General features: G+C 41.3%; 22 protein-coding genes and 1 riboswitch. Of the genes, 7 read left to right on the top strand and 15 right to left on the bottom strand.

Annotation, left to right across the window (positions count from 1 at the left end; genetic code table 11):
- Nucleotides 1–63 precede the first annotated feature (63 nt).
- Together QZ998_RS15365 and ribD are read right to left on the bottom strand one after the other, a co-directional pair.
- Complete coding sequence (locus QZ998_RS15365; RefSeq protein WP_296561719.1) at nt 64–726, bottom strand: riboflavin synthase; 663 nt, start codon at nt 724–726, stop codon at nt 64–66.
- A 4-nt stretch (nt 727–730) separates the two neighbouring features.
- Nucleotides 731–1,819 (bottom strand): bifunctional diaminohydroxyphosphoribosylaminopyrimidine deaminase/5-amino-6-(5-phosphoribosylamino)uracil reductase RibD, encoded by a 1,089-nt coding sequence (gene ribD / locus QZ998_RS15370; protein WP_296561720.1) that lies wholly within the window; start codon nt 1,817–1,819, stop codon nt 731–733.
- 189 nt (nt 1,820–2,008) lie between these two features.
- Nucleotides 2,009–2,124: riboswitch (FMN riboswitch) on the bottom strand.
- A 156-nt stretch (nt 2,125–2,280) separates the two neighbouring features.
- Between ribD and QZ998_RS15375 the strand changes: the two genes are divergently transcribed.
- On the top strand, nt 2,281–5,115 hold the full coding sequence (locus QZ998_RS15375) for an EAL domain-containing protein (RefSeq protein ID WP_296561721.1): 2,835 nt from the start codon (nt 2,281–2,283) through the stop codon (nt 5,113–5,115).
- A gap of 66 nt (nt 5,116–5,181) precedes the next feature.
- On the opposite strand, the gene QZ998_RS15380 is transcribed toward QZ998_RS15375, so the two are convergent.
- The 4 genes from QZ998_RS15380 to thiS form a co-directional block, all read right to left on the bottom strand.
- Nucleotides 5,182–5,766, bottom strand: coding sequence for a thiamine phosphate synthase (locus tag QZ998_RS15380; RefSeq protein WP_296561722.1), 585 nt, complete (start codon nt 5,764–5,766; stop codon nt 5,182–5,184).
- A gap of 109 nt (nt 5,767–5,875) precedes the next feature.
- Nucleotides 5,876–7,030, bottom strand: a complete 1,155-nt coding sequence (gene thiH / locus QZ998_RS15385) for a 2-iminoacetate synthase ThiH (protein ID WP_296561723.1) — start codon at nt 7,028–7,030, stop codon at nt 5,876–5,878.
- Nucleotide 7,031: 1 nt separating this feature from the next.
- Nucleotides 7,032–7,799, bottom strand: coding sequence for a thiazole synthase (locus QZ998_RS15390; protein ID WP_296561724.1), 768 nt, complete (start codon nt 7,797–7,799; stop codon nt 7,032–7,034).
- Between the two features lie 86 nt (nt 7,800–7,885).
- Nucleotides 7,886–8,080 carry a sulfur carrier protein ThiS gene (gene thiS, locus QZ998_RS15395; protein ID WP_296561725.1) on the bottom strand — a complete coding sequence of 65 codons (195 nt, stop codon included), beginning with the start codon at nt 8,078–8,080 and terminating at the stop codon, nt 7,886–7,888.
- A 339-nt stretch (nt 8,081–8,419) separates the two neighbouring features.
- On the opposite strand from thiS, the gene QZ998_RS15400 reads away from it, so the two are divergent.
- The gene (locus QZ998_RS15400) at nt 8,420–9,232 is read left to right on the top strand and encodes an HAD-IIA family hydrolase (protein ID WP_296561726.1); all 813 of its coding nucleotides are present in this window, start codon (nt 8,420–8,422) and stop codon (nt 9,230–9,232) included.
- 143 nt (nt 9,233–9,375) lie between these two features.
- Here QZ998_RS15400 and QZ998_RS15405 read toward each other — a convergent pair whose 3' ends face one another.
- From QZ998_RS15405 to dnaA, 9 genes are all read right to left on the bottom strand, one after another.
- The gene (locus tag QZ998_RS15405) at nt 9,376–9,660 is read right to left on the bottom strand and encodes a PTS sugar transporter subunit IIB (protein ID WP_296561727.1); all 285 of its coding nucleotides are present in this window, start codon (nt 9,658–9,660) and stop codon (nt 9,376–9,378) included.
- A gap of 22 nt (nt 9,661–9,682) precedes the next feature.
- Complete coding sequence (rpe, locus tag QZ998_RS15410) at nt 9,683–10,348, bottom strand: ribulose-phosphate 3-epimerase (RefSeq protein ID WP_296561728.1); 666 nt, start codon at nt 10,346–10,348, stop codon at nt 9,683–9,685.
- Between the two features lie 35 nt (nt 10,349–10,383).
- The gene (locus QZ998_RS15415; protein ID WP_296561729.1) at nt 10,384–10,836 is read right to left on the bottom strand and encodes a PTS sugar transporter subunit IIA; all 453 of its coding nucleotides are present in this window, start codon (nt 10,834–10,836) and stop codon (nt 10,384–10,386) included.
- Nucleotides 10,836–13,337 carry a DNA gyrase subunit A gene (gene gyrA / locus QZ998_RS15420; protein WP_296561730.1) on the bottom strand — a complete coding sequence of 834 codons (2,502 nt, stop codon included), beginning with the start codon at nt 13,335–13,337 and terminating at the stop codon, nt 10,836–10,838. The genes QZ998_RS15415 and gyrA overlap by 1 nt, the downstream gene beginning before the upstream one ends.
- Nucleotides 13,338–13,357: 20 nt before the next feature.
- A complete protein-coding gene (gyrB, locus tag QZ998_RS15425; protein WP_296561731.1) occupies nt 13,358–15,274 on the bottom strand; it encodes a DNA topoisomerase (ATP-hydrolyzing) subunit B in 1,917 nt (638 codons plus the stop codon).
- A gap of 26 nt (nt 15,275–15,300) precedes the next feature.
- Nucleotides 15,301–16,416, bottom strand: coding sequence for a DNA replication/repair protein RecF (recF, locus tag QZ998_RS15430; protein WP_296561732.1), 1,116 nt, complete (start codon nt 16,414–16,416; stop codon nt 15,301–15,303).
- Complete coding sequence (locus tag QZ998_RS15435) at nt 16,398–16,637, bottom strand: RNA-binding S4 domain-containing protein (RefSeq protein WP_296561733.1); 240 nt, start codon at nt 16,635–16,637, stop codon at nt 16,398–16,400. The genes recF and QZ998_RS15435 overlap by 19 nt, the downstream gene beginning before the upstream one ends.
- Before the next feature lie 234 nt (nt 16,638–16,871).
- Entirely contained in the window at nt 16,872–17,984 is a 1,113-nt protein-coding gene (dnaN, locus tag QZ998_RS15440; RefSeq protein ID WP_296561734.1) for a DNA polymerase III subunit beta, read from the bottom strand.
- Nucleotides 17,985–18,178: 194 nt separating this feature from the next.
- Complete coding sequence (dnaA, locus tag QZ998_RS15445) at nt 18,179–19,534, bottom strand: chromosomal replication initiator protein DnaA (protein ID WP_296561735.1); 1,356 nt, start codon at nt 19,532–19,534, stop codon at nt 18,179–18,181.
- 464 nt (nt 19,535–19,998) lie between these two features.
- On the opposite strand from dnaA, the gene rpmH reads away from it, so the two are divergent.
- The 5 genes from rpmH to jag are packed head-to-tail and all read left to right on the top strand — an operon-like array spanning nt 19,999 to nt 22,406.
- Nucleotides 19,999–20,133, top strand: coding sequence for a 50S ribosomal protein L34 (rpmH, locus tag QZ998_RS15450; protein ID WP_041669680.1), 135 nt, complete (start codon nt 19,999–20,001; stop codon nt 20,131–20,133).
- Between the two features lie 60 nt (nt 20,134–20,193).
- Entirely contained in the window at nt 20,194–20,535 is a 342-nt protein-coding gene (rnpA, locus tag QZ998_RS15455) for a ribonuclease P protein component (protein ID WP_296561736.1), read from the top strand.
- A 1-nt stretch (nt 20,536) separates the two neighbouring features.
- A complete protein-coding gene (yidD, locus tag QZ998_RS15460; RefSeq protein WP_296561737.1) occupies nt 20,537–20,749 on the top strand; it encodes a membrane protein insertion efficiency factor YidD in 213 nt (70 codons plus the stop codon).
- A 34-nt stretch (nt 20,750–20,783) separates the two neighbouring features.
- Nucleotides 20,784–21,746 carry a YidC/Oxa1 family membrane protein insertase gene (locus QZ998_RS15465; protein ID WP_296561738.1) on the top strand — a complete coding sequence of 321 codons (963 nt, stop codon included), beginning with the start codon at nt 20,784–20,786 and terminating at the stop codon, nt 21,744–21,746.
- 30 nt (nt 21,747–21,776) lie between these two features.
- The gene (gene jag / locus QZ998_RS15470) at nt 21,777–22,406 is read left to right on the top strand and encodes an RNA-binding cell elongation regulator Jag/EloR (protein WP_296561739.1); all 630 of its coding nucleotides are present in this window, start codon (nt 21,777–21,779) and stop codon (nt 22,404–22,406) included.
- The last annotated feature ends 86 nt before the right edge of the window (nt 22,407–22,492 follow it).

Consider the following 22,492-nt stretch of genomic DNA (forward strand, 5'->3'; position numbering starts at 1 on the left):
TAACAATTGTCGGTACTAAGTTATTCCTTTTGACAAGATCAAGTTTGTAAATAAAAGTTCACGTTAAAACCCGGCCTCAGTCAGAAAATCAACGGTCAAACGACCGGATTTTTGCTGGTTGTGGTCTGTTTTTGGGGCTGGATTCAACAACAGCTTTTCGATATATTTGCCGACCAGGTCGTTTTCCAGGTTGACCGGATCGCCGGCTTTCTTGATGCCCAGAATGGTCTCTTTAACAGTATGGGGAATGATCGACACCTTAAAGCTATCGGTGGTTATTTCGGTCACCGTTAAGCTGATACCATCAATGGCAATCGAGCCTTTTTCGATGATGTAGTGCAGTATTTTTGGGGCTGCCTTAATCTCAAAGATCACCGCATTATCATCTTTGGTAATTTGCACAATGTGACCGGTTCCGTCAATATGTCCGGCCACCATATGTCCCCCGAAACGCCCATTGGCGGGCATCGCCCGTTCCAGATTGACGGCCGCACCGCCTTGTAAATCGCCCAGGTTACTGCGATTTAGGGTTTCACTCATAACATCGGCCATCCACTTATTGCCACGGAGCTGGGACACCGTCAGACAGACCCCATTCACCGCCACGCTGTCACCCAGTTTTAAATCGTCGATAATGCGTTCACCCTGAACCCATAGCTGAGAAGACCGTTGACCCTTAATGACGGCGGTGATTTGTCCCACTTCTTCGATAATTCCTGTAAACATTTCCTTACCTCTTCATGTATTCGAGGCAGATATCTTCCCCGAAAATTTTTATTTTTCTGTCTGTAAATTGGAAGGCCTCCGCTGGATCTTCAAGTCCCGAACCTTCGACCGGGGTTTTGGCCGCGGCTCCACCAAATATTTTAGGCGCCAGATAAACCTGGAGCTGATTAACAATACCGCTTTTTAAGGCACTAAAATTCAGAGCGCCGCCGCCTTCCAGCAGAATACTGTCGATCCCCACGGCTGCCAATTTCCTCATTAGCTCATTGAGATCTAAATGATCGCCGTCTTTTGAAACTTGAAAAATTTGACAGCCCATGATTTCAAACCGCTTTATTTTTCTCTGATCCCCGGAGCAGGTGGCCAGATAAGTAGGAATTTTCCGAGCCGATGCCACCACCCGGGAAGACAGCGGGGTGCGCAAATGGGTATCGCAGATAATTCGGCAAGGGCTTCTGCCGCCCTCGATCCGACAAGTTAGCTCGGGATCATCCTGTAAGATGGTGTTAACCCCGACCATAATACCGGCATATTCATTTCTAGTCTGATGAACGGCTGTCCTGGCCTGCTCTCCAGTAATCCACTTTGATTTCCCGGTATAGGTGGCAATTTTACCATCCAGGGTCATGGCATATTTCATTAACACGTAGGGGGTTTTGTTTTTGATGTAATGAAAAAAGATGGCATTTAATTCCTGGCAGGCCGCTTCCCGAATCCCGGTTATCACCGTAATCCCCTGCTGTCTGAGGATCGCGATCCCCTTGCCAATGACTAGCGGGTTGGGATCTGCTGAACCGATAATCACCCGGCTGATTTTAGCTGCGATAATCGCCTCTGTACACGGCGGGGTTTTGCCATGATGAGCGCAGGGTTCGAGCGTCACATAGAGCGTTGCCCCAGCCGCCGACTGGCTGCAGGCTGCCAGCGCCCGAGGTTCGGCATGAAGCCCGCCATACGCTTCGTGATAACCGCTACCGATGACCACCTCATCCTTGACAATCACTGCTCCTACCAGCGGGTTCGGGTTAACCCGTCCCCGCCCCTGCTGGGCTAATTCAATGGCCAGATCCATATACTTTTGATGATTTTCCACACTTTCTCCTTTCTCAAAAAAGAAAAATACCCTGATGTCATTCAGGGCAAAGGGTTTGTTTTCTGGCTGCATATTTTTGTATAAATCAACTTTATATAAACGTATTTTGCATATAAAAAGCTCTGAAATGATTACCATTTCAGAGCTAAATAAACAAAGCGATTAACATGCAAAACAACATGAAAACTTTCTTATCTTCTTTCATCCAGACTTTAACTGTCGGCCTCGGAATTACACCGAATCATACCTTGCGGCTCGTGGGCTATACCACCGGTAGGGAAACTATCCCTGCCCTGAAGACTTTATATTTAATTAAATGTATTCTAGCATATTGATATATTTCTGTCAATATGATAAATTATTTTTCATATTGATCTTTTTCGTTTATAATAAAAGCGTAAACAAAAGACAATCTAATAATTTATACTATTCACCGAAATTGACAGAAGGGATGGAACGCGATGGAATGGTTTAGAAAAAGCCTGATCCGCCGAATTGGCACAATTGTAATTGGATTTATTTTTATTGCCTTCGCTGTTTATGGGCTGATTTCCATCGAACTCTTGAGTGGTTTTTTTGAGGCCAACAGTAAGACTGAAATCTCCAAGGATGCGTTGCAGATTGCCACCGAGATTGACAAGTTCATTGAAAAGAATATTGTCATCGTGGAACAGATGAAAACCAACCAGGATTACCAGGCTATAACGGAAGCTCTTGTTACCCGCGAGGAAAAACGGCAACATCCGCTGTTTGAGGTGGTGACTCAGGAACTTCAGGCAATTAAGGCCTCGGACCCCAATATTTCACTGGCTTATATCGGCATAACAAAATCCAATGATGTGATTTCTTCTGCCGCCGAATTTGATCCTAAACCAGACTATGATATTAATCAACGGCTCTGGTATATTGAAACCTTAAAATCTCGGGGCATAACAGTCACCAGCCCCTATATTGATATTGTCACCGAGGAAATGGTCGTCTCCATCACCACCCCGATCCTTAAAAATAATAATGTTATCGGCGCGATGGGGATTGACTTACAAGTTGCCGATATTTCCAAACTGATGGATACCTACAAGATTGGTAAAAATGGCTATACCCTACTGGTTAATAAGGACGGTAGCATTTTTTACCATCCTGACAATCATCCGACTTCTGCCGATCAAAGCGATGCCTATGCCGATCTCAGCCCCTATATGAAGAGGATTACCTCGGGTAACAGTGGCGTCATCGAATACAGTCAAGGGAATACCGCCAAATATATTGCCTATGTACCGACTCAGTCCTCTAACTGGGTGGTGGCAACCGTGATCCCCCGATCCGAAGTACTGGCACCGCTAAATCAGTTTATCGTTAGTTTATTATTTATTTCGCTGGTACTGCTTTTTTTAATCGCCCTGTTTATTAAACGGATGACCCGACTTATTTCAGAACCGATTGTGACCATTTCAGACTCGATTGAAACCTTCAGCCGCGGTGATCAGGAAATTAATCTGCCGGATGCCTTTTATCATCGCGAGGATGAGATTGGCATCTTATCCAGAGGTTTACATCAGATGAGTCACCGGATCACCCATTATATTGAAGAAGTCCAAATCAATAATGAGATCCTTAATAAAGAAATCGACAAACGCCAAGTTGTTCAATCGCAGCTGGAAATGATTCTGGAATTATTGTCTGGCACTGACGAAGGTATTTTTATCCTGAATGATGCGTTTTTTTGCATCTACCATAATGCGGCATTTTCCAGAATCATTGGTATTCCGGAAGCCGAAATCCCGGCGCTTGACTTATCCCAAAATAGTATCCTCATCAATCAGCCACTGGTGGATAGCCTCCAAATGAATCCAGTCTGGACTGGTGAGATCGAATATGCGCTGACTCCAGAAAAAATTCTATTTCTCTTTATGCGTATCAGTAAGGTGAAAAATGGCGAGAATGATTATTATATCGGCAATATTACCAATCTCACGGCACATAAGCAAATTGAAAAAGATATTTATTATCTAAAATATTTCGATCATCTGACCAAGCTCAACAACAAGGTGTTTTTGGATGAATCAGGAATGGAACTGATCAGTGGCGATCCCGAAAAATCCGGCAGCCATGCTCTAAGCCTGATCAATATCGATAATTTTCGAATTATTAATGAAGCAAAAGGCTTTGATTTCGGCAACAAGGTTCTGATTGGCCTGGCTAATCGGCTTAAAACCCTGATCAGTAACCAGGATGTGCTGGCGCGGCTGGGCAATGACGAGTTTGGTATCCTGAAGACCGATGTTTCTTCCAACGAAGATTTGTATCAGTATATTCTGGGATTAAGTAAGGCGCTCGAAAAACAGCTCGCCATCAATGACGAAGAACTGATTGTTGATGTCAGCATCGGGATCAGCCTCTATCCCAGTGATGCCAACCACTATGCTAAACTTTTGAAAACCGCCGCTTCAGCCCTGAACAATGTCAAAGCCAATAAGAGCCGCCGTTTTGAATTTTATGACAAAGACATCAATAGCCTCTCGATCCAAAAATATGAGATGCAGAATAAACTGCGTAATGCCCTGAGTAACGATGAGTTTATACTTTACTATCAGCCCCAGGTCGATATGACCACCAATCAGATCATTGGTCTGGAGGCTTTAATCCGCTGGAACAGTCCCGATGGTATGGTTCCTCCGGGAAGCTTTATTGCCATTGCTGAAGAATCAAATCTGATCATCCCCCTAGGGGAATGGGTGCTTGAAAATGCCTGTGCATTTGGCAACAAACTGGCATCGATCGGTTATGCCACTCCAATTGCGGTTAATTTGTCGATGCGGCAGTTTAAAGCTCCGTATATTGGTGAACTGATCCAGTCCATTTTGACTAGAAGCAACCTCCCACCGAATCTTCTAGAACTAGAAATCACCGAGGGAATCCTAATGGATAACGAGACTGAATGTGAGTCGATCCTCAGTCAATTTCACGGGATGGGGATCCAGGTTTCGATCGACGATTTTGGAACCGGCTACTCCTCGCTTAGCTATTTGAAAAAATTTGCCGTCGATAAGATCAAAATCGATCGCTCCTTTATAAAAGGGATTCCTCACTATGACAACGGCACGATTGCCAAGGTGATTATTGAGCTGGCCTCAAATTTCAACCTTCAGGTCATTGCAGAAGGGGTTGAAACCACTGAACAGATCAACTTTTTACTAAAAAATAATTGTCACATTGCCCAGGGTTTTTACTATGCCAAACCCCTTTGCGAGAGCGAATTACTGACTTTTATGGACAAATCAAAAAGGGATAATGGCTAAGCCTTATCCCTTTTTTTGTTTAAATCCGATCGCTTCAATTATAGTGGCGTTATTAAAAGTAATTCACTAAAAGACAAATCGTTGGCCGAGGGTTTCCGGGTGATCGGTGGTCATCGCTTCACTCATGATGCAGACCCCTTTGGCGCCAGTCATCATAGCGATTTTATAATTGACTTGGCTAATGCCACCGATCGCAAAAACCGGAATGCTGACACAGTCGCATATTTCTTTGAGAAAACGCAATCCCCGAGCCGGCAGGCCTTTTTTACAATCAGTCGGAAAAACATGACCGGCGACTAAATAATCAGCACCTGATGCTTCAGCTTCTTTAGCCTGTGCCACCGAGTGAACCGATACCCCAACCTGATCAAAAATTTTTATCGCTTCGCTATGTCTTCTCATTTCATCAATAGACAGCTGAATGGTGTCCACCTTTAATCGCTCGGCGGTCGCAATATTCTGATTGATAATCAGTTTCACCTGGTGCCTTTCACAGATTTCTTTCACTTTTATGGCCAGCTCTTCATAATCAGGCTCGCTTAATTCTTTTTCCCTAAGCATAATGGCGTAAGGTTTGCCACTGGCAATTTCATTAATACGATTCAAAAAATCATCGATACACAGTATCTGGTTAGTTATACAAATCAGCATCTTCAACTCCTTCGCTTTTCTTTTTTATAGTCTACCACTATTTTCTAAAAAAGAAACGGTATTTGAATGTTTAAAGACTAAATTACTTAGCTTCTTTGGTTACTTGATTTTATACCCGGATATAGTCACTATAAACCGGTTGGAGCCCCCGCTTTAAAATCATCTGATGGACCTCGCTGACGCTTCGGGGATCGGAAATTTCAAACTGTTGATCGCCTTTTTCTTCCTCTTCATGGCCGCCTACCCCGACACTAACCCCGGCCGAAATTTTTGTCGCTACCATCCCGATGACATGATCCCGAAATCCCGCCCGTTCGCGGGTTGAAATGGTGATCCCGGCAAAGGGCATCAGCAATCGATAGGCCAGCATCACTTGAAGCAACTGTTTCTCATGGACGTCATTAGGATTGTTATCGACATTATTAATAAAGGGTCTAAGCCGAGGGGTGGAAAAACCGATTTCGGCATGGGGGTATTTCTGCAAAATAAAAGCAGCATGCAGGCCGGTGGCAAAAGCGTCTTTTCTAAAATCATCCAAGCCCAGTAATGCCCCAAAGGAGACCCCCCGCATCCCTCCTATCAAAGCTCGCTCCTGGGCATCAAAGCGATAGGGAAAGACCCGCTTGGAACCACTTAAATGAACCTGTTCATACTTGCTAAGATTATAGGTTTCCTGATAGACCGAGACAAAATCGGCACCGCATTTTTTTAAATAGGCGTATTCATCCGTATTCAGGGGATAGATTTCAATGCCTATGGTAGAAAAATATCGGGTGGCCAGCTTAATCGCTGCCCCAATATATTCGACTCCAGAATGAAACCGCGATTCTCCGGTTAAAATCAGAATCTCTTTTAATCCGGTTTTGGCAATGGTCTGTAATTCTTCTGCCATTTCAGTCATCGTCAGCTTCCCTCGGCGGATTTTATTTTGGCAATTAAATCCACAGTACACACAGTTATTTTCACAATAATTGGCAATATAAAGCGGGGTAAACAGAGCGATGCTATTGCCAAAATGTTTTCTGGTTTCAATAATAGCTTTTTTTGCCATCTCTTCTAAATATGGTGTCGCAGCTGGTGATAATAAGGCTCCGTAGTCTTCCGCTGATAAATGATCTTTTTTTAAAGCGGCTTCCACATCCTGGCTTGAGACTTTAAAATGGTCAAAGTTATCCACAGTTTTTAGAACCTTATCCCGTATATCGGAAGCAATCATCTCCATCCCCGGTTGATAAGCCATCGGATTTGTTCGTTTTTTTGCCATCCTAGTCCTCCAAAAATCCGGTTAAGGGGCTGGAGGCTTCTCCCGCCTCAGTTAATACCCGACCCAAACCAGCCAGATAGGCATTTCGGCCGGACTCAATCGCCTGGCCAAAGGCCCTGGCCATCAGCGGAACATTTTTGGCCGTCGCTACCGCGGTATTACACATGATCGCATCGACCCCCATTTCCATCGCCTCACAAGCCTGGGACGGCCGCCCGATTCCGGCATCAACAATAATCGGAACTGTAATTTCGTTGACTAGAATTTCAATAAAATCCCGGGTACTCAGTCCCTTGTTGCTGCCAATCGGTGACGCTAGTGGCATGACCGCGGCTGCTCCGGCACTGACTAGATCCCGGGCAACAATTAAATCCGGGTACATATAGGGCATCACAATAAACCCCTCCCCAGCCAGGATCTCGGTGGCTTTAATGGTTTCGTAATTGTCAGGAAACAGATATTTAGAATCTCTAATGACTTCCACCTTGATAAAATTTCCGCAATTTATTTCCCGCGCCAATCGGGCAATTTTGACCGCTTCCTCAGCCGTTCTGGCACCCGAGGTGTTGGGTAGCAGCGTAATGTGCTTCGGAATATAATCCAGAATATTTTCTTCGCCCCCCAGATTCGCCCGCCGCAGTGCCAGGGTGACCATTTCCGCCCCGCCATTCTCAACCACTGCTTTGACAATTTCCAACGAAAACTTTCCCGACCCCAGAATAAAGCGGGAATTAAAGCTGTGCCCGCCAATTATTAATTGATCTGCCATTTTTTCTCCTTTTTCAACTTAATTTTTAGGATTCGTAAAACTATTTGCTAAAATAATTACTGCATTATCTTCAATCTTTATTATGCTCAGCCCCCACCGACAAAGCGAACTACTTCCAGACTATCAGCCTCACAGAGTATCACTGTGTCATAGGTTGCTTTCGGGACTATTTCACCATTTCTGGCCACCGCCAGGGTGGCTACATCAAACTGATTGGCAACTAAAAATTGCATCAGACTTTGATTGTTGTCCAGGGATACTTCTTTTCCATTGACTCTCATTTCGATCTTCTCCTTCACGATTAAAACACAAACTTATAAACGCAAAAAAAGCACAAAACGCGATTACACCCTTTCGGTGGTGTACCCCATTTTGCACTTCTATTCGTCTCTTCTTGTTTCTATATTATTACATTACCCGGCTAAAGTCAAGTTTTTAGTCGCATTAAAACTGCAAGGAAGCCACTTTCACGAAAATAAATTTATTACTAATCCTGGTTTAAATCAAATTTTTACATAATTTTACATAAATTAACATCGATTAACCCTTTTTTTAAGATGATTCCAACTCAAATGGGGTATAATGCTGTAAATAAATGTAAATTATTTGGAGGTACAAACATGAATGAAGAATTACTAGAATTGATTAAAGCAAAAAAAGGCTTTATTTGCGATATGGATGGCGTGATCTACCACGGCAATAGACTGCTGCCAGGTGTAAAGGAATTTGTCGACTGGCTTTATGCTAATGATAAGAATTTCCTCTTCCTGACTAATTCCAGCGAGCGTTCACCGATTGAACTAAAAGAAAAACTGGCTCGCCTGGGTCTGGATATTGATGAAAGCCATTTTTATACCAGCGCTCTGGCTACTGCTAAATTTTTAAAGGATCAATCGCCAGGTTGTTCTGCCTATGTAATTGGCGAACCGGGACTGGTCAATGCCCTTTATGACGTCGAAATTACCATGAATGATGTCGATCCGGATTACGTCGTTTTTGGCGAAACCCGTTCTTATAACTATGACTCGGTACTTCGAGCCGTCAAACTGATTCAAAAAGGCGCCAAACTAATTGCCACCAACCCGGACTTAACCGGCCCCACCGAAGACGGTATCGTCCCAGCTTGCCGGGCTTTTGTGGCACCAATCGAACTGGCTACCGGCAAAGCGGCCTATTACGTCGGCAAGCCAAACCCGCTGATGATGCGTACCGGGATCAAACGTCTGGGTGTTCATAGCGATGATGCCCTGATTATTGGCGACCGAATGGACACTGATATTATTGCCGGCATCGAGTCCGGCCTGACTACCTTATTAGTTCTTAGCGGTGTATCCACCCGGGAAACTGTCAACGATTTCCCCTACCGACCAAATTATATCCTCACTGGTGTTGATGAAATTGTGGCCGGGCTGGGACTAGGAACTAGGAACTAGGGCTTAATCGGCCATAAATAGCAGCACTGAATTTAAAAATCAATGAGACGTCATTTTCGACGCCTCTTTTTTTTATACCTCAAAAGGAATCATTTTAGATCTAACTGTAATTAATTATTTTACACTATTCTCAATTATCAATCTTATTTCTTCAATATCTCAATCAACTGGTCAATGGTACTTTGTAAATTTATTCCGGTTAAAAAGGCGCGACCATTAATCACCGGGATATCGATATCGCCCTCAAGTTGACAGGTACAGACAATCGCATCGGGATGTAATTCTTGATACTTTTTAAATGCATCTACCGCTTTAGCTTGAACAGTTCGACATTCAATCCCATTTTCCAACGCAATCTGTTCAATCTTTTTGGCAACTACCGTTGAGGTTGCCAGGGCAGTTCCACACGCAACTAAAACAAGTTTCATCTTTAATTCCCTCTTTCAATTATTAGAATTTTAGAATTGATTCCTTGATGATTTTTCTGAACTGTCCCAAATTTTTTTTCATATCGCCTTTAAACAAGCAGGATCCCGAAACAATCACATTGGCTCCGGCTTCCACCACTTCTTTTAAGGTATTAAAATTGATTCCCCCGTCAACCTGAAGATCAATGTTCCGGTTGCCAATCATTTGGCGGCAGGCTCTTATTTTTTCGGTACTTTCTGGAATATAGCTTTGTCCGCCAAAACCAGGATAAACACACATAATCAGAATCATACTGATTTGATCAAGATACGGTTTAATCACCTCCAGAGAAGTATCCGGAGAAACCACCAGCCCAGGTCTGACCCCTTTTTTGACAATGGCGTTAATACATGTCTGAGTATCGCCATCCGATTCCATATGAACGGTAATGATATCCGCTCCGGCATCAGCAAACTGATCGATATATTTAAGTGGCTCGCTAATCATCAGGTGAACATCAAAGGGAATACTTACGACTTTGCGCAACTGTGCCACTTGATCCGGGCCGATCGTAATATTGGGTACAAAATGACCATCCATAATATCAACATGAAGATATTCGGCGCCATTATTTTCTACTTCCTTGAGATCCCTTTCCAGATTAGTAAAATCTGCACTGAGCATCGAGGGTGCTATTTTAATATTCATTGATATCTACTTTCTTTTGAAATGCTGTAATTAAACTATAAAAAGGTCTTAATAAGATTGTAAATGATTTGCGGCTCTTTTGCATCTTTTATTTTTTTTAACATTTTTTCATTTTGAATAATCGTAATAATCGTCTGTAAGATCTTTAGCTGTTTTTCAGGATCATTAATAGCCAGCAAAAAAACAATTTGGACTGGAATGCTTTCTTTGGGATTACCCATTCCGGCAAAAACAATGGTATTTTTTAAGGTCACAATCGAGATGCTTTCTTTTAATACATATTTCGCTTCAGTATGAGGTAGCGCTACCCCTATTTTGGTGGGTAATCCGGTGGGGTAGGTTCTTTCTCTTTCCACTACCGCATCAACAAAATTTTCAGTGATACAGCCCTGCGCCAGCAGTGGTTTAGCTGCTAACGCAATGGCATCAAACTGATCATTGACGACACAATTCACTTGAATGCGATCGACATCGATTAATGAGTCCATTATTCTTTTTCAGTGGTGTCAACAAGTGATATTTGACTATCGCCTTCATCGTCGAACTCATCCACTGGATCCTCCTTGTAAACTTTAGAAATAGTTGCAATCGATTCTTCTGGTTTTAATTTCATTAGTCGGACGCCTTGAGTATTGCGGCCAACGGCGGTAATGTCATTACCCTCTAGCTTAATCACAACCCCTTGATTATTAATCATCATGATTTCGCCATCGCGGCTGATCACGCAGAAGCCTACCAGTTGACCGGTTTTCTTGGTGACCTTATAGGTTTGCACACCCTTGCCGCCGCGTTTCTGAGGACGGTAAAGATCGGATGCACTGAGTTTGCCATAGCCATTTTCACTGACACAAAGGACAAACAGTTCTTTTTTAACAATATCCATCCCAACCACCACGTCGTCGTCGCGCAGATCAATACCGCGAACCCCGATCGATGTTCGGCTGATCGGTCTTACCTCTTCGGAACTGAAGCGGATCGCATAACCACACTGGGTTCCCATCACGATTTCTTCATCCTGGACAACCAATCGGACATTGATCAGCTCATCCCCTTCTCTTAAATTAATGGCGATGATCCCATTTTTTCGAGAAGTGTCATACTCGGTTAAATCAGTTTTCTTGATAATCCCCTGCTTGGTCGCCATAATCAGGTACTTATCAGCCGTGAATTCTTTGACTGGGATCATGGTGGCAATCTGCTCGCCTGCTTCTAGCGGCAAGAGGTTAACAATCGCGGTTCCTTTGGCGGTTCGTCCGCCTTCGGGAATTTCAAAAGCTTTTAAGCGATAGACCTTACCAAAATTGGTAAAGAACATCAGATAGTGGTGGGTGGTGGTGGTAAAGAGATGTTCGACAAAATCATTTTCGCGGGTGCTCAGCGCCGTAATTCCTTTGCCACCCCGTTTTTGTGACCGGTAATTATCAGCCGTAATGCGCTTGACATAACCGATATGGGTCATCGTAATGACCACTTCTTCTTCTTCGATAAGGTCTTCGATTTCAAAATCTTCGACATCAATATCAAAATTGGTGCGACGTTTATCGCCATATTTTTCTTTGATCTCACTTAATTCTTCTTTGATAATATTAAGAACCAGTTGACCGTCGCCTAAAATGGCTTTTAATTTGGCAATGGTAACCATCAGCTCTTTATATTCTTCTTCGATTTTTTCCCGTTCCAGACCGGTTAAACGCTGGAGACGCATATCCAGAATCGCCTGAGCCTGAATTTCAGATAGACTAAACCGTAAAACTAACTGTTCCTTGGCAACTTTACCATCGGCAGCCGCCCGGATTAATTTAATGACCTCATCAATATGATCCAGGGCAATTTTTAAGCCTTCCAGAATATGGGCTCGGGCTTCGGCTTTTTTTAGATCAAAAATGGTTCGTCTGGTAATAATTTCTTTTTGATGTTCAATATAGTGAAAGAGGATCTCTTTTAAATTAAGCACCTTGGGCTCATTATTGACCAAAGCCAGCATGATCACCCCAAAGGTTTCCTGCAGCTGGGTATGTTTGTATAATTGATTTAAAATAATCGTTTCATTGGCATCCCGTTTTAAATCGATGATGATCGACATCCCTTTTTTTAGATCCGATTCATCTCTTAAATCCGAGATTCCCTCAATTTTTTTCTCTTTGACCAGGTCAGCAATTTTTTCAACCAGCTTGGATTTATTAACCATGTAAGGAATTTCAGTGATAACAATTTGTTTCTTGCCTTTTTTGGTGGTGACCACATCAACCTTACCACGAACCTTAATCCGTCCCCGGCCAGTGCGATAAGCACTTTTAATACCAGATTTTCCTAAGACAATTCCGGCAGTGGGGAAATCCGGTCCCTTAACATGCTTCATCAGTTCATCAATGGTAATCTCCGGGTCATCAATAAAGGCGATGGTACCATCAATGATTTCACCCAGATTATGGGGCGGAATATTGGTAGCCATCCCGACGGCAATCCCAGAGGAACCATTGACTAAAAGATTGGGATATTTTGATGGTAAAACCGATGGCTCGGTTTCAGACTCATCAAAGTTAGGATTAAAATCGACGGTTTCTTTATTGATGTCACGTAGTAGTTCGGCAGCTATTTTACCCATTTTTGCTTCCGTATAACGCATCGCCGCGGCGCTGTCACCGTCAACTGAACCAAAGTTACCCTGGCCGTTAATAATCAGATAACGAATCGACCATTCCTGAGCCATCCGCACCATTGCATCGTAAACCGACGAATCCCCATGAGGGTGGTACTTACCTAAAACATCCCCGACAATACGAGCCGACTTACGAAAGGTTTTATCCGGGGTTAAGCCCAGTTGGCTCATCGCATAAATGATCCGGCGATGAACCGGTTTTAAGCCATCCCGGACATCCGGTAAGGCGCGACCTATAATAACACTCATGGCGTAGTCAATATAGGAAGTTTTCATTTCTTCTTCAATATTAATCGATTTTATCCGATCAAATTCAATTATTTCTTGCATTTAACGTTACTCCTTCTTGACTAGATGTCCAAATTCTTAACTTTTTTAGCATTCCGTTCGATGAACTCTTTACGGGGCTGAACCTTATCGCCCATCAGAATGGTAAATATTTCATCGGCATAGGAGGCCTCCTCAATATTAACCTGAAGCAAGGTTCTAACGCTGGGATCCATGGTGGTTTCCCAGAGCTGTTGGGCATCCATTTCCCCAAGACCTTTGTATCGTTGCAGACTGACGCGGGAACGATCTTCCACGCCTTCTAGTTTTTTCTCCAGATCCCGATCGGTATAGGCATAATCGATCTGTTTTCCCCGGGTGATTTTATAAAGTGGCGGTTGAGCGATATAGACATATCCAGCTTCGATCAGACCTGGCATATAACGGTAAAAGAAGGTGAGTAACAGGGTCCGGATGTGGGCGCCATCGACATCAGCATCAGTCATGATAATGATCTTATGATATCGGGCTTTTTCAACAGTAAATTCATCTCCGACACCAGTACCAAAGGCAATAATCATCGATTTTAAAGAGTCAGTGGTGAGAATCCGATCCAAGCGGGCTTTCTCAACATTTAAAATCTTACCACGCAGGGGTAAGATCGCCTGGGTTTTAGAGTCACGGCCAGATTTAGCCGAGCCGCCCGCCGAGTCCCCTTCAACGATATAAATTTCTGAAAGAGCGGGATCTTTTTCCCGACAATCCGCCAGTTTCCCTGGTAGTGCAGTAGAATCTAGAGCGCTTTTTCGGCGCGTAAATTCCCTAGCTTTTTTAGCGGCTTCCCGTGCTCGGGCGGCTGATAGGGTTTTTTCAATAATATTTTTTGCGATGCTGGGATTTTCTTCCATCAGGGCTGAAAGTTGATCGCCAACGATGGTTTCAACAATTCCCTTAACTTCGGTATTTCCCAATTTTGATTTTGTTTGGCCCTCAAACTGCGGATCGAGCAGCTTGATGCTGACAATTGCGGTTAAACCTTCGCGGGCATCTTCGCCGGTGAGATTTTTATCATTTCCCTTTAAAAAGCCATTCTTTCTGGCATAAGTATTAACCGTTCGGGTTAAGGCGCTCTTAAAACCATTAAGATGGGTTCCCCCTTCCGGGGTATTGATATTATTGGCATAGGAAAAAATATTTTCCGAATAACCGGTCGTATACTGAAAGGCGATTTCCAGGGCGTAATCGTCCTGTTCTTTTTCAAAATAAGTAATCTTGTCATAAAGGGGATCTTTGTTACGATTCATGTATTCCACATAGGAATGGATCCCACCGGTATAATAATAGGTTTCTTTCCGTTTAGGTGATTCTTTTTCATTAATCAGATTAATCGAAACCCCTTTGTTAAGGAAAGCCAGTTCTCTTAATCGATGCTCTAGAATATCAAAGTCATAGTCGGTTTCTTCGAAAATATCCTGATCCGGTTTAAAATAAATGGTTGTTCCAGTGCGATTGGTAGTGCCGGTTACGGTCAGATCACAGGTCGCTTTTCCTTTTTCATAGGATTGAAAAAAGATCTGGCCTTTTTGTTTGACTTCAACGGTTAATTTTTCAGAAAGGGCATTAACAACCGATACCCCAACCCCATGCAGACCACCGGAAACCTTGTATCCGCCACCGCCGAATTTACCGCCGGCATGAAGAACCGTTAAGGCCAACTCGACCCCGGTTTTACCCTGGGCAATGTTCATCCCGGTGGGAATTCCCCGTCCATCATCAACAACGGTAATGGAGTCGTCCTGATGAATGGTGACACTGATATTTTTACAAAAGCCGGCCAAGGCTTCGTCAATACTATTATCCACCACCTCATAAACTAAATGGTGTAAGCCCCGGGAGCCGGTATTACCGATATACATTCCCGGTCTTTTTTGAACAGCCTCTAATCCTTCGAGGACCTGGATCTGATCAGCTGTATAATTATCTGATTTATTTTCTGGCATGTTTTCCTCCTGATTTTTATGGTTTATTAATGTTTAGTGATTACCTGGGCCTTACCCTTTACAATCTTAATGACATGTCGGTTTTCTGGTGTAACTTGGCCATCGTTTAAGATATCTTCGGTACAGGTGATAAAGGCCTGGGTTTTATTTAAAAGCGAGAGTATACTTTTGCGACGGTGTTCATCCAATTCAGAAAAGATATCATCCAAAAGAACCACCGGGTATACTCCGGTGTTGTCATAATATATCTCTATTTGCGATAATTTAAGGGAAATGGCGGCTGAACGCTGCTGACCCTGGGATCCATAGCGTCTGGCATCTTTTCCATTAATTTGAATGATCATGTCGTCCACGTGAGGTCCATAAATAGTAGATCCCCGTGAAATTTCTTCCTCCCGGCTGGATTCTAACCGTTTTTTGTATAAATGTTTAATTTCTGACAGTTCTTCTAAAGAATCGATAATATTATTCAGATAGGATAGCGAAAGAGTTTCTTTACCAAGACTGAGTATTTGATGCAGATTATTTGCTTCCCGATTAAGCCGATGCAGATACCGAATCCGGTGATTCATTAACCGAACCCCGGTTTGAATAAGCTGTTCATCCCAAACATCTAGAGTCGTGATCAGACTAGGCTGATAATGAATATTTTTAAGCAGGGAATTTCTCTGATTCAATATTTTTTCATAATCTCTTAAAATATAATGGTACTCTGGTCGAAAACCAGATATTTCCTGATTAAGAAACCGCCGTCTTTTATCAGGTCCTTCTTTGACAATTTTTAAGTCATCTGGTTCAAAAAGGATGGTATTAAAAATCCCATTGATCTTATCTCTTTTTTTTACCTTTCCATCCAGCAAAAACTGCCGTTTTCCCTGATGGCTTTTAGCCGAAAGGGTATGTTTAACCCCGTCGCTAACAACCCGGGCATTCATAAAAAAATCATCATGATCCCATTGGGCAAGTTCTGCCACATTTGAAGCACGATGACTGTAACCTCGGGATAAAAAAAACATAGCTTCAATGAGATTTGTTTTTCCCTGGGCATTTTCGCCCAAGATAATATTTATTCCTCTTTGAGGCGTGATCGATTCATTTTCATAATTGCGATAATGAATCAGTTTTAGCTCTTCGATAAACATGATTTCCCGATCCCTTTTACTTGCAGGGTATCATAATCTTTTATTTCTACCAGATCGCCATCTCTTATTTTTTTATTCCGTTGGGTACACAACTCCCCATTGACCCAAATTAAGCCATCTAAAATCATAAATTTTACATCGCTGCCGTTGCCGACAATACCAGCATATTTGATCAGCTGATCTATTTTTATGAACTCCGTGTTAATTTCAATTATTTGCATATTATTCCCCGCCGATTATATTTTTGACAAAAATGAAAGAGCATTACTCGAATCCCCTTTATTTGCGCCAAAATTGATTAAATTTTTATATGTTTATCATCTAACCAAAGTATTATAACATAAAAATAAAAAATAGTCTAAAAAATCAACGAATCATTTACATAATTCTGAACTTTTAAACTATTTTAATACTAATATTGTTTCTATTTTTATTTGGCTATTTTAATCTGCGATTTAATTTTCTTCAGCTACCCGAACCGGCAAAATTAAATACATAAAATCATGCCCTTCGAGGGGACGCAAAACGCCCGGTCCTACCGATGTTGTCATATCAATCATCAATTCTTCGCTTTCGATAACCCGTAAGGCCTCAATTAGAAATTTGGAGTTAAAGGCTATTTTTAGAGACTCACCGTGGTTCTCAATCGGAATCACTTCAAAAACATCTCCAATTTCTGCGTTGGAGGTTAAAATCAGCTGATCCTGGTTAAAATCCATTTTAATTAAATTATTTTTTCCTTCCCGTGCCAGTAGCGCTGCCCGTTCGCTGCTTTCTAGCAGCAGACGTCGGTTGACCTTAACCTGGGTGGGTTTTTCTCCGGGAATGATCTGTTTATAATTTACAAAGTCGCCTTCCAACAGCCGCGAGGTGAACTGAGTACTATCCAGTTCAAAAAAGATTTGATTTTTTGAAAACTTGACTACCACATCACCATTGTAAGAAGCTAGCACCTTATTTATTTCAGATAAAGATTTAGAAGGAATAATAACACTGAGATCTTCAATCACCGGATTTTTAATGGTGCCGGTTCTGAGTGCTAATCGATAGCCATCCAGGGCAATCAAATTGATCGTGTCATCATGGAGTTCTATTTTCACGCCCGTCAAAACAGGGATATTTTCATTGGTGGCCACTGAAAACAAGGTTCCCTTGATCAGCTCTTTCAAAACAGCTGATTCAATGGTAAAAATATGATCATCGATAACTTCCGGGAAATCAGGAAATTCTTCGTCAGATAGGCCTTTCAGGGTAAAACTTGATAGCAAGCACTCGATTTTAATCTGATGATGCGCATCAGTTTCAAAAAAAATATCAGAACCAGACATTTTACGGATCAACTCACTGATAATAGAGGCGGTTAAAACGATCTCGCCACCCTCTTCAACTTCAGCTGGGATGGCTGTTTCAACACCAATTTCCAGATCAGTGCTTCTTAATAATAATTTATTATCAGAGGCTTTAAAAAGAATACCTTCTAATATTTTCATTGTTGTTTTTAAAGAAACTGCTTTTTGAGCAATTGCTAAGGCAGCCATTAAACTTTCTTTTGAACAATTGAATTTCATAAAAATCGCTCCTTTTCTAAATTTTGAGAACCCCTTTTATATATAAATATATAATAAAATAATAGTAATAGTAGTAGGGGGTGTGAATAGTGTGGATAACTCGGCAAAAGCGGAGTTGGTGCAAATAATCACAAAATAACCAGGGGATAAATTGTGGATAATATCTGCATTGATTAGGCAAAGTGTGGGAGTTACTAATTGCCGTTAATTTCTCGTTCAATCCGCACGATGAGGTTTTTAAAATCGGTGTTGGTATCCATTTCTTCAGCAATCTTAGTACAGGCATGAATTACTGTTGAATGATCCCGGCCACCGAATTCTTCGCCAATCCGGGGTAATGATAAATCGGTGATTTCCCGGGTAATATACATGGCCACCTGTCGGGGCAGAGAAATGGAGCGGGTTCGTTTCTTGGAATTCATATCCTCGACAGTAATATTAAAATACTTAGCCGTGACTTCCTTAATATATTCACTGGTAATGATAATATCTTCTTTTTTTCTAAAGATATCTTTCAGGGCATTTTTGGCTGATTCCAGATTAATGGGAACCTTATGCAGTTTTGAATAGGCAAACACGGTGGTTAAAGCGCCTTCAAGTTCCCTAATATTGGAATGAATGCTGTCGGCAATAAAACTAAGTACTTCGTTGGGGATCTCATCACTGAAGGATTCCGCTTTCTTTCTGATGATGGCGATTCGGGTTTCGAAATTGGGGGCATAAATATCAGTGATCAGACCACTTTCAAAGCGGGAACGGAGCCGCTCTTCGAGGGTCGGTATTTCTTTGGGCGGTCGGTCACTGCTGATGACGATCTGTTTATTTTCCTGGTGCAGGGTATTGAAGGTATGGAAAAATTCTTCCTGGGTTCCTTCTTTTTTGGCTAAAAACTGAATATCATCGATCAAAAGAATATCGGCACTGCGATATTTATTGCGAAAAGAAATGTTTGTTTTATTTTGGATGGCATCGATAAAGTCATTGGTAAATTTTTCACAGGATACATAAACAACTTTTTTTTGCGGCGCGTAGGATAAGATATAATGACCGATGGCTTGCATCAGGTGAGTTTTTCCCAAACCAACGCCACCATAAATAAAGAGTGGATTGTAACGTTCCGAAGGTGCTTCAGAAACAGCAACACAGGCAGCATGGGCAAAACGGTTGTTTTCACCAATGACAAAACTGTCAAAGGTGTACTTGGGATTCATGGAGTTATGCTGATAGTTTGATATTTTATCTTCCACATTGGCAATTGATATCTGTGGTGAAGTGTCATTTTGGGGGATCATCGCATCTTCTTCTTTTAAAACGATCTTGACCTGACCGGTTTTTCCGGTAACCTCGGCCAGTGCATTGGTGATTAGAGGAATATGCCGACTTTCCAGGATGCCTTTTTCGAATTCATTCTCTGATAAAAAATAATAGGTATTATTAACGTAGTTGATGGGTTTTATTTTTAAGAACCAGGTGTTAAAACTGGTTGGACTTATATCCGGTTTGATAATTTCAAGTGCGGCATCCCATATTTTTTTAAAGGAAGTGTCCATTAAATGAACCTCCAATTTCTAATAAATTTAAGTCGTGTCATTGTGGATAAAATTTTAACTTATGCACAGAGAATCTATTTTAATGTGAATAGCTAAATAAATCAAGCAAATTATAAGAAATAGTGTTGATAACTTAAGAAAGTTATACCAACAATAAAAGATCTAGATAAACGGAAAATTGAAAAATATTGACAAGTTATCCCCAATCAATCCACAGAAACCCTAAATTTGTGGATTAATTGAACAAATTTATAAAACTTATCCACATTTTGGTTGATAAACCTAGTATAACAAATAGTGATAAGGCATTCAATATAATTTAAATAAACATAAGCCTTGCTAAAAAGTCTGCGATTTGATAATATGACTTGACATAAAATAAGCAAGATTATATAATTCTAGGGTAAAAGTCTTATTAGCTTATAAACAAATGAATATAAAAGATTTAGTCAGGGGGTGTCGAAATGAAAAGAACTTATCAACCAAAAGTTAGACAACGTAAAAAAGAACATGGTTTTAGAAAAAGAATGTCTGCAAAAAGCGGTCGGCTTATTTTAAAGAAGAGAAGACAAAAAGGAAGAGAAAAATTATCAGCATAATCCTTTGTAGACCGTTTTTCAAAAGCGGTCTTTTGTTTAATAAAAATTAGGAGAATTCCTTTGGTAAAAATAAAGTCCCTGAGTAAGGAAAATGAATTTAAACGTGTTTTTAAAGTTGGGGATGTATTTGGAAACAAGGTCTTTGTGATCTATTATCTAAAAAATGAAGAGAATATCAATCGTTTGGGGATAATTGTCAGTAAAAAGGTTTCTAAAAAAGCTGTAATTAGAAATAAGATAAAAAGACGAATAAAAGAGGCGTATCGTCTTAATGAAGATTCTTTTTCGACAGGTTATGATATTATCCTAATAGCTAAGGAATCCATTAAAGAAGTGCCGTACAGTAGTTTGGAAAAGTCATTGAAACATTTGTTTTATAAGAAGAATCTCATGAGGCTATAGGATGTTCAAGAAATTCCTGGTTTTAATTGTTAGAGGATATCAGAAATTTATTTCACCTCTTTTAGGAAATAATTGTCGTTTCAGTCCCACTTGTTCAGAGTATTTTATTTTGGCCGTTGAAAAATACGGTGTCATAAAGGGAATCTACTTGGGTGGAAAACGCATCATTAGATGCCATCCTTTTAATCCTGGGGGATATGATCCCCTTCCTTAGAACGATTAGGGAGAAAAACTTAAGGAGTTAATGAATGGAGTTTTTATACCAGACCTTTGGATGGATGCTATTCCAAATTTATGGAATTGTCCATAATTATGGATTGTCAATCATCATTTTTACAATATTAATGAAGGTATTATTACTACCTCTTAATATTAAACAAACCAAGTCGATGAAGGATATGCAACGCCTTCAGCCGGAATTACAAAAACTTAATAAAAAGTATAAAAATAACAAGGAAAAATTAAACGAAGAGACCTTAAAACTATACAAAACCTTTAAGGTTAATCCAGCCGGCGGCTGTTTACCGTTATTATTGCAATTTCCAATTTTAATTGGGCTTTATCAGACCTTACTACATCCAGAAACCTGGGTGTTCGTCAATGGAACCATCAGTGGGATTGATATGTCATTTTTATGGTTGGAAAGCTTAAGCGTCCCGGATCCAATTTATGTATTGCCAATTTTGGCAGCACTGTTTACCTTTATTACGCAGAAGTTTACGATGGCATCTTCACCAAACACTAACCCGGATGATCCTAATGCCAAAACCCAGAAAATTATGCTGTATGCGATGCCATTGATGATTGGTTATATTTCGATCTCGATGCCGGCTGGGGTAGCACTTTACTGGGTAGTTCAGAACATCTTTACCTTCGTTCAGCAATTCATTATGATGCAAATCCCAGAACCGGATATTTCGATTGAAGAAGCAGAACGCCGGGTTCGTGAAGCAGAAGAAGAACGAAAAGCTGAGTTAGCCGCTAAACGAGCTGCCGCTAATCCGAATGCCGCTAAAGGTAATAAAAAAGATCAGAGTACTGAGCCGAAAAAGCCATTAACTCGTCCAGCTTCAAGTAAGAAAATACACAGTTCAAAATCTTATCAACCACCGGCTGAACAACGAAGAAAACCATCAGTTGAGATTCCCGAGCGCGATGCAGCTCAGGAAGAAGCCTATCAAAAAGCCAAGGAACGTTATGATAACAATTAAAATGATGACGCAAAGCTAAGGAGAGGGAAAATGAATAAGACAGTAACGGGTACTGGTAAAACCGTAGAAGATGCTATTAACCATGGTTTGCAACAGCTTGGTGTGACAAAAGAACAAGTTGAAACAAAGGTATTACAAGTACCAGACAGTGGATTAATGAAGATTTTTGGAAAAAAAGAAGCCATTGTTGAGGTATCTCTGATAAATAATCCTGAACAGCGGGCTCTTGATTTTTTAAATGACGTCCTCACTGCTATGAAAATTAATTGTAGAATCCATACCCGTCTTGAAGACAAAGTGTTATTCATTGATTTGGAAGGTCAGGATATGGGCGTCTTGATTGGACGTCGTGGTCAAACCCTTGATTCCCTCCAATATTTAGTCAGTTTAGTTATCAATCGGCAGCATGAAGAATATGTTCGGGTCATTTTGGATACTGAAAACTATCGGGCTAAGCGGGAAAAAACACTCGAAGATCTGGGTGAAAAAATGGCCAAGAAAGCTGTTTACTATCAGAAAAAAATGCTGCTCGAACCGATGAATCCGTCGGAAAGACGGGTTATTCATGCAAAGCTACAAAATCATGAAAAGGTCTTTACTTTTAGTGAAGGAGAGGAACCCTATCGCCGGGTTGTGATTCAATTAAAAGATAAGAACTAGATAAGCGTTAAAAGAAAAGTTTTAAAAAACTAAAATAGGGCACTTTGCAAGTTAGCTTAAGAGTTAATTGTGAAGTGCTTTTTTGA

The sequence above is a fragment of the uncultured Acetobacterium sp. genome, from assembly GCF_927416815.1.
Taxonomy (GTDB): Bacteria; Bacillota; Clostridia; order Eubacteriales; family Eubacteriaceae; genus Acetobacterium.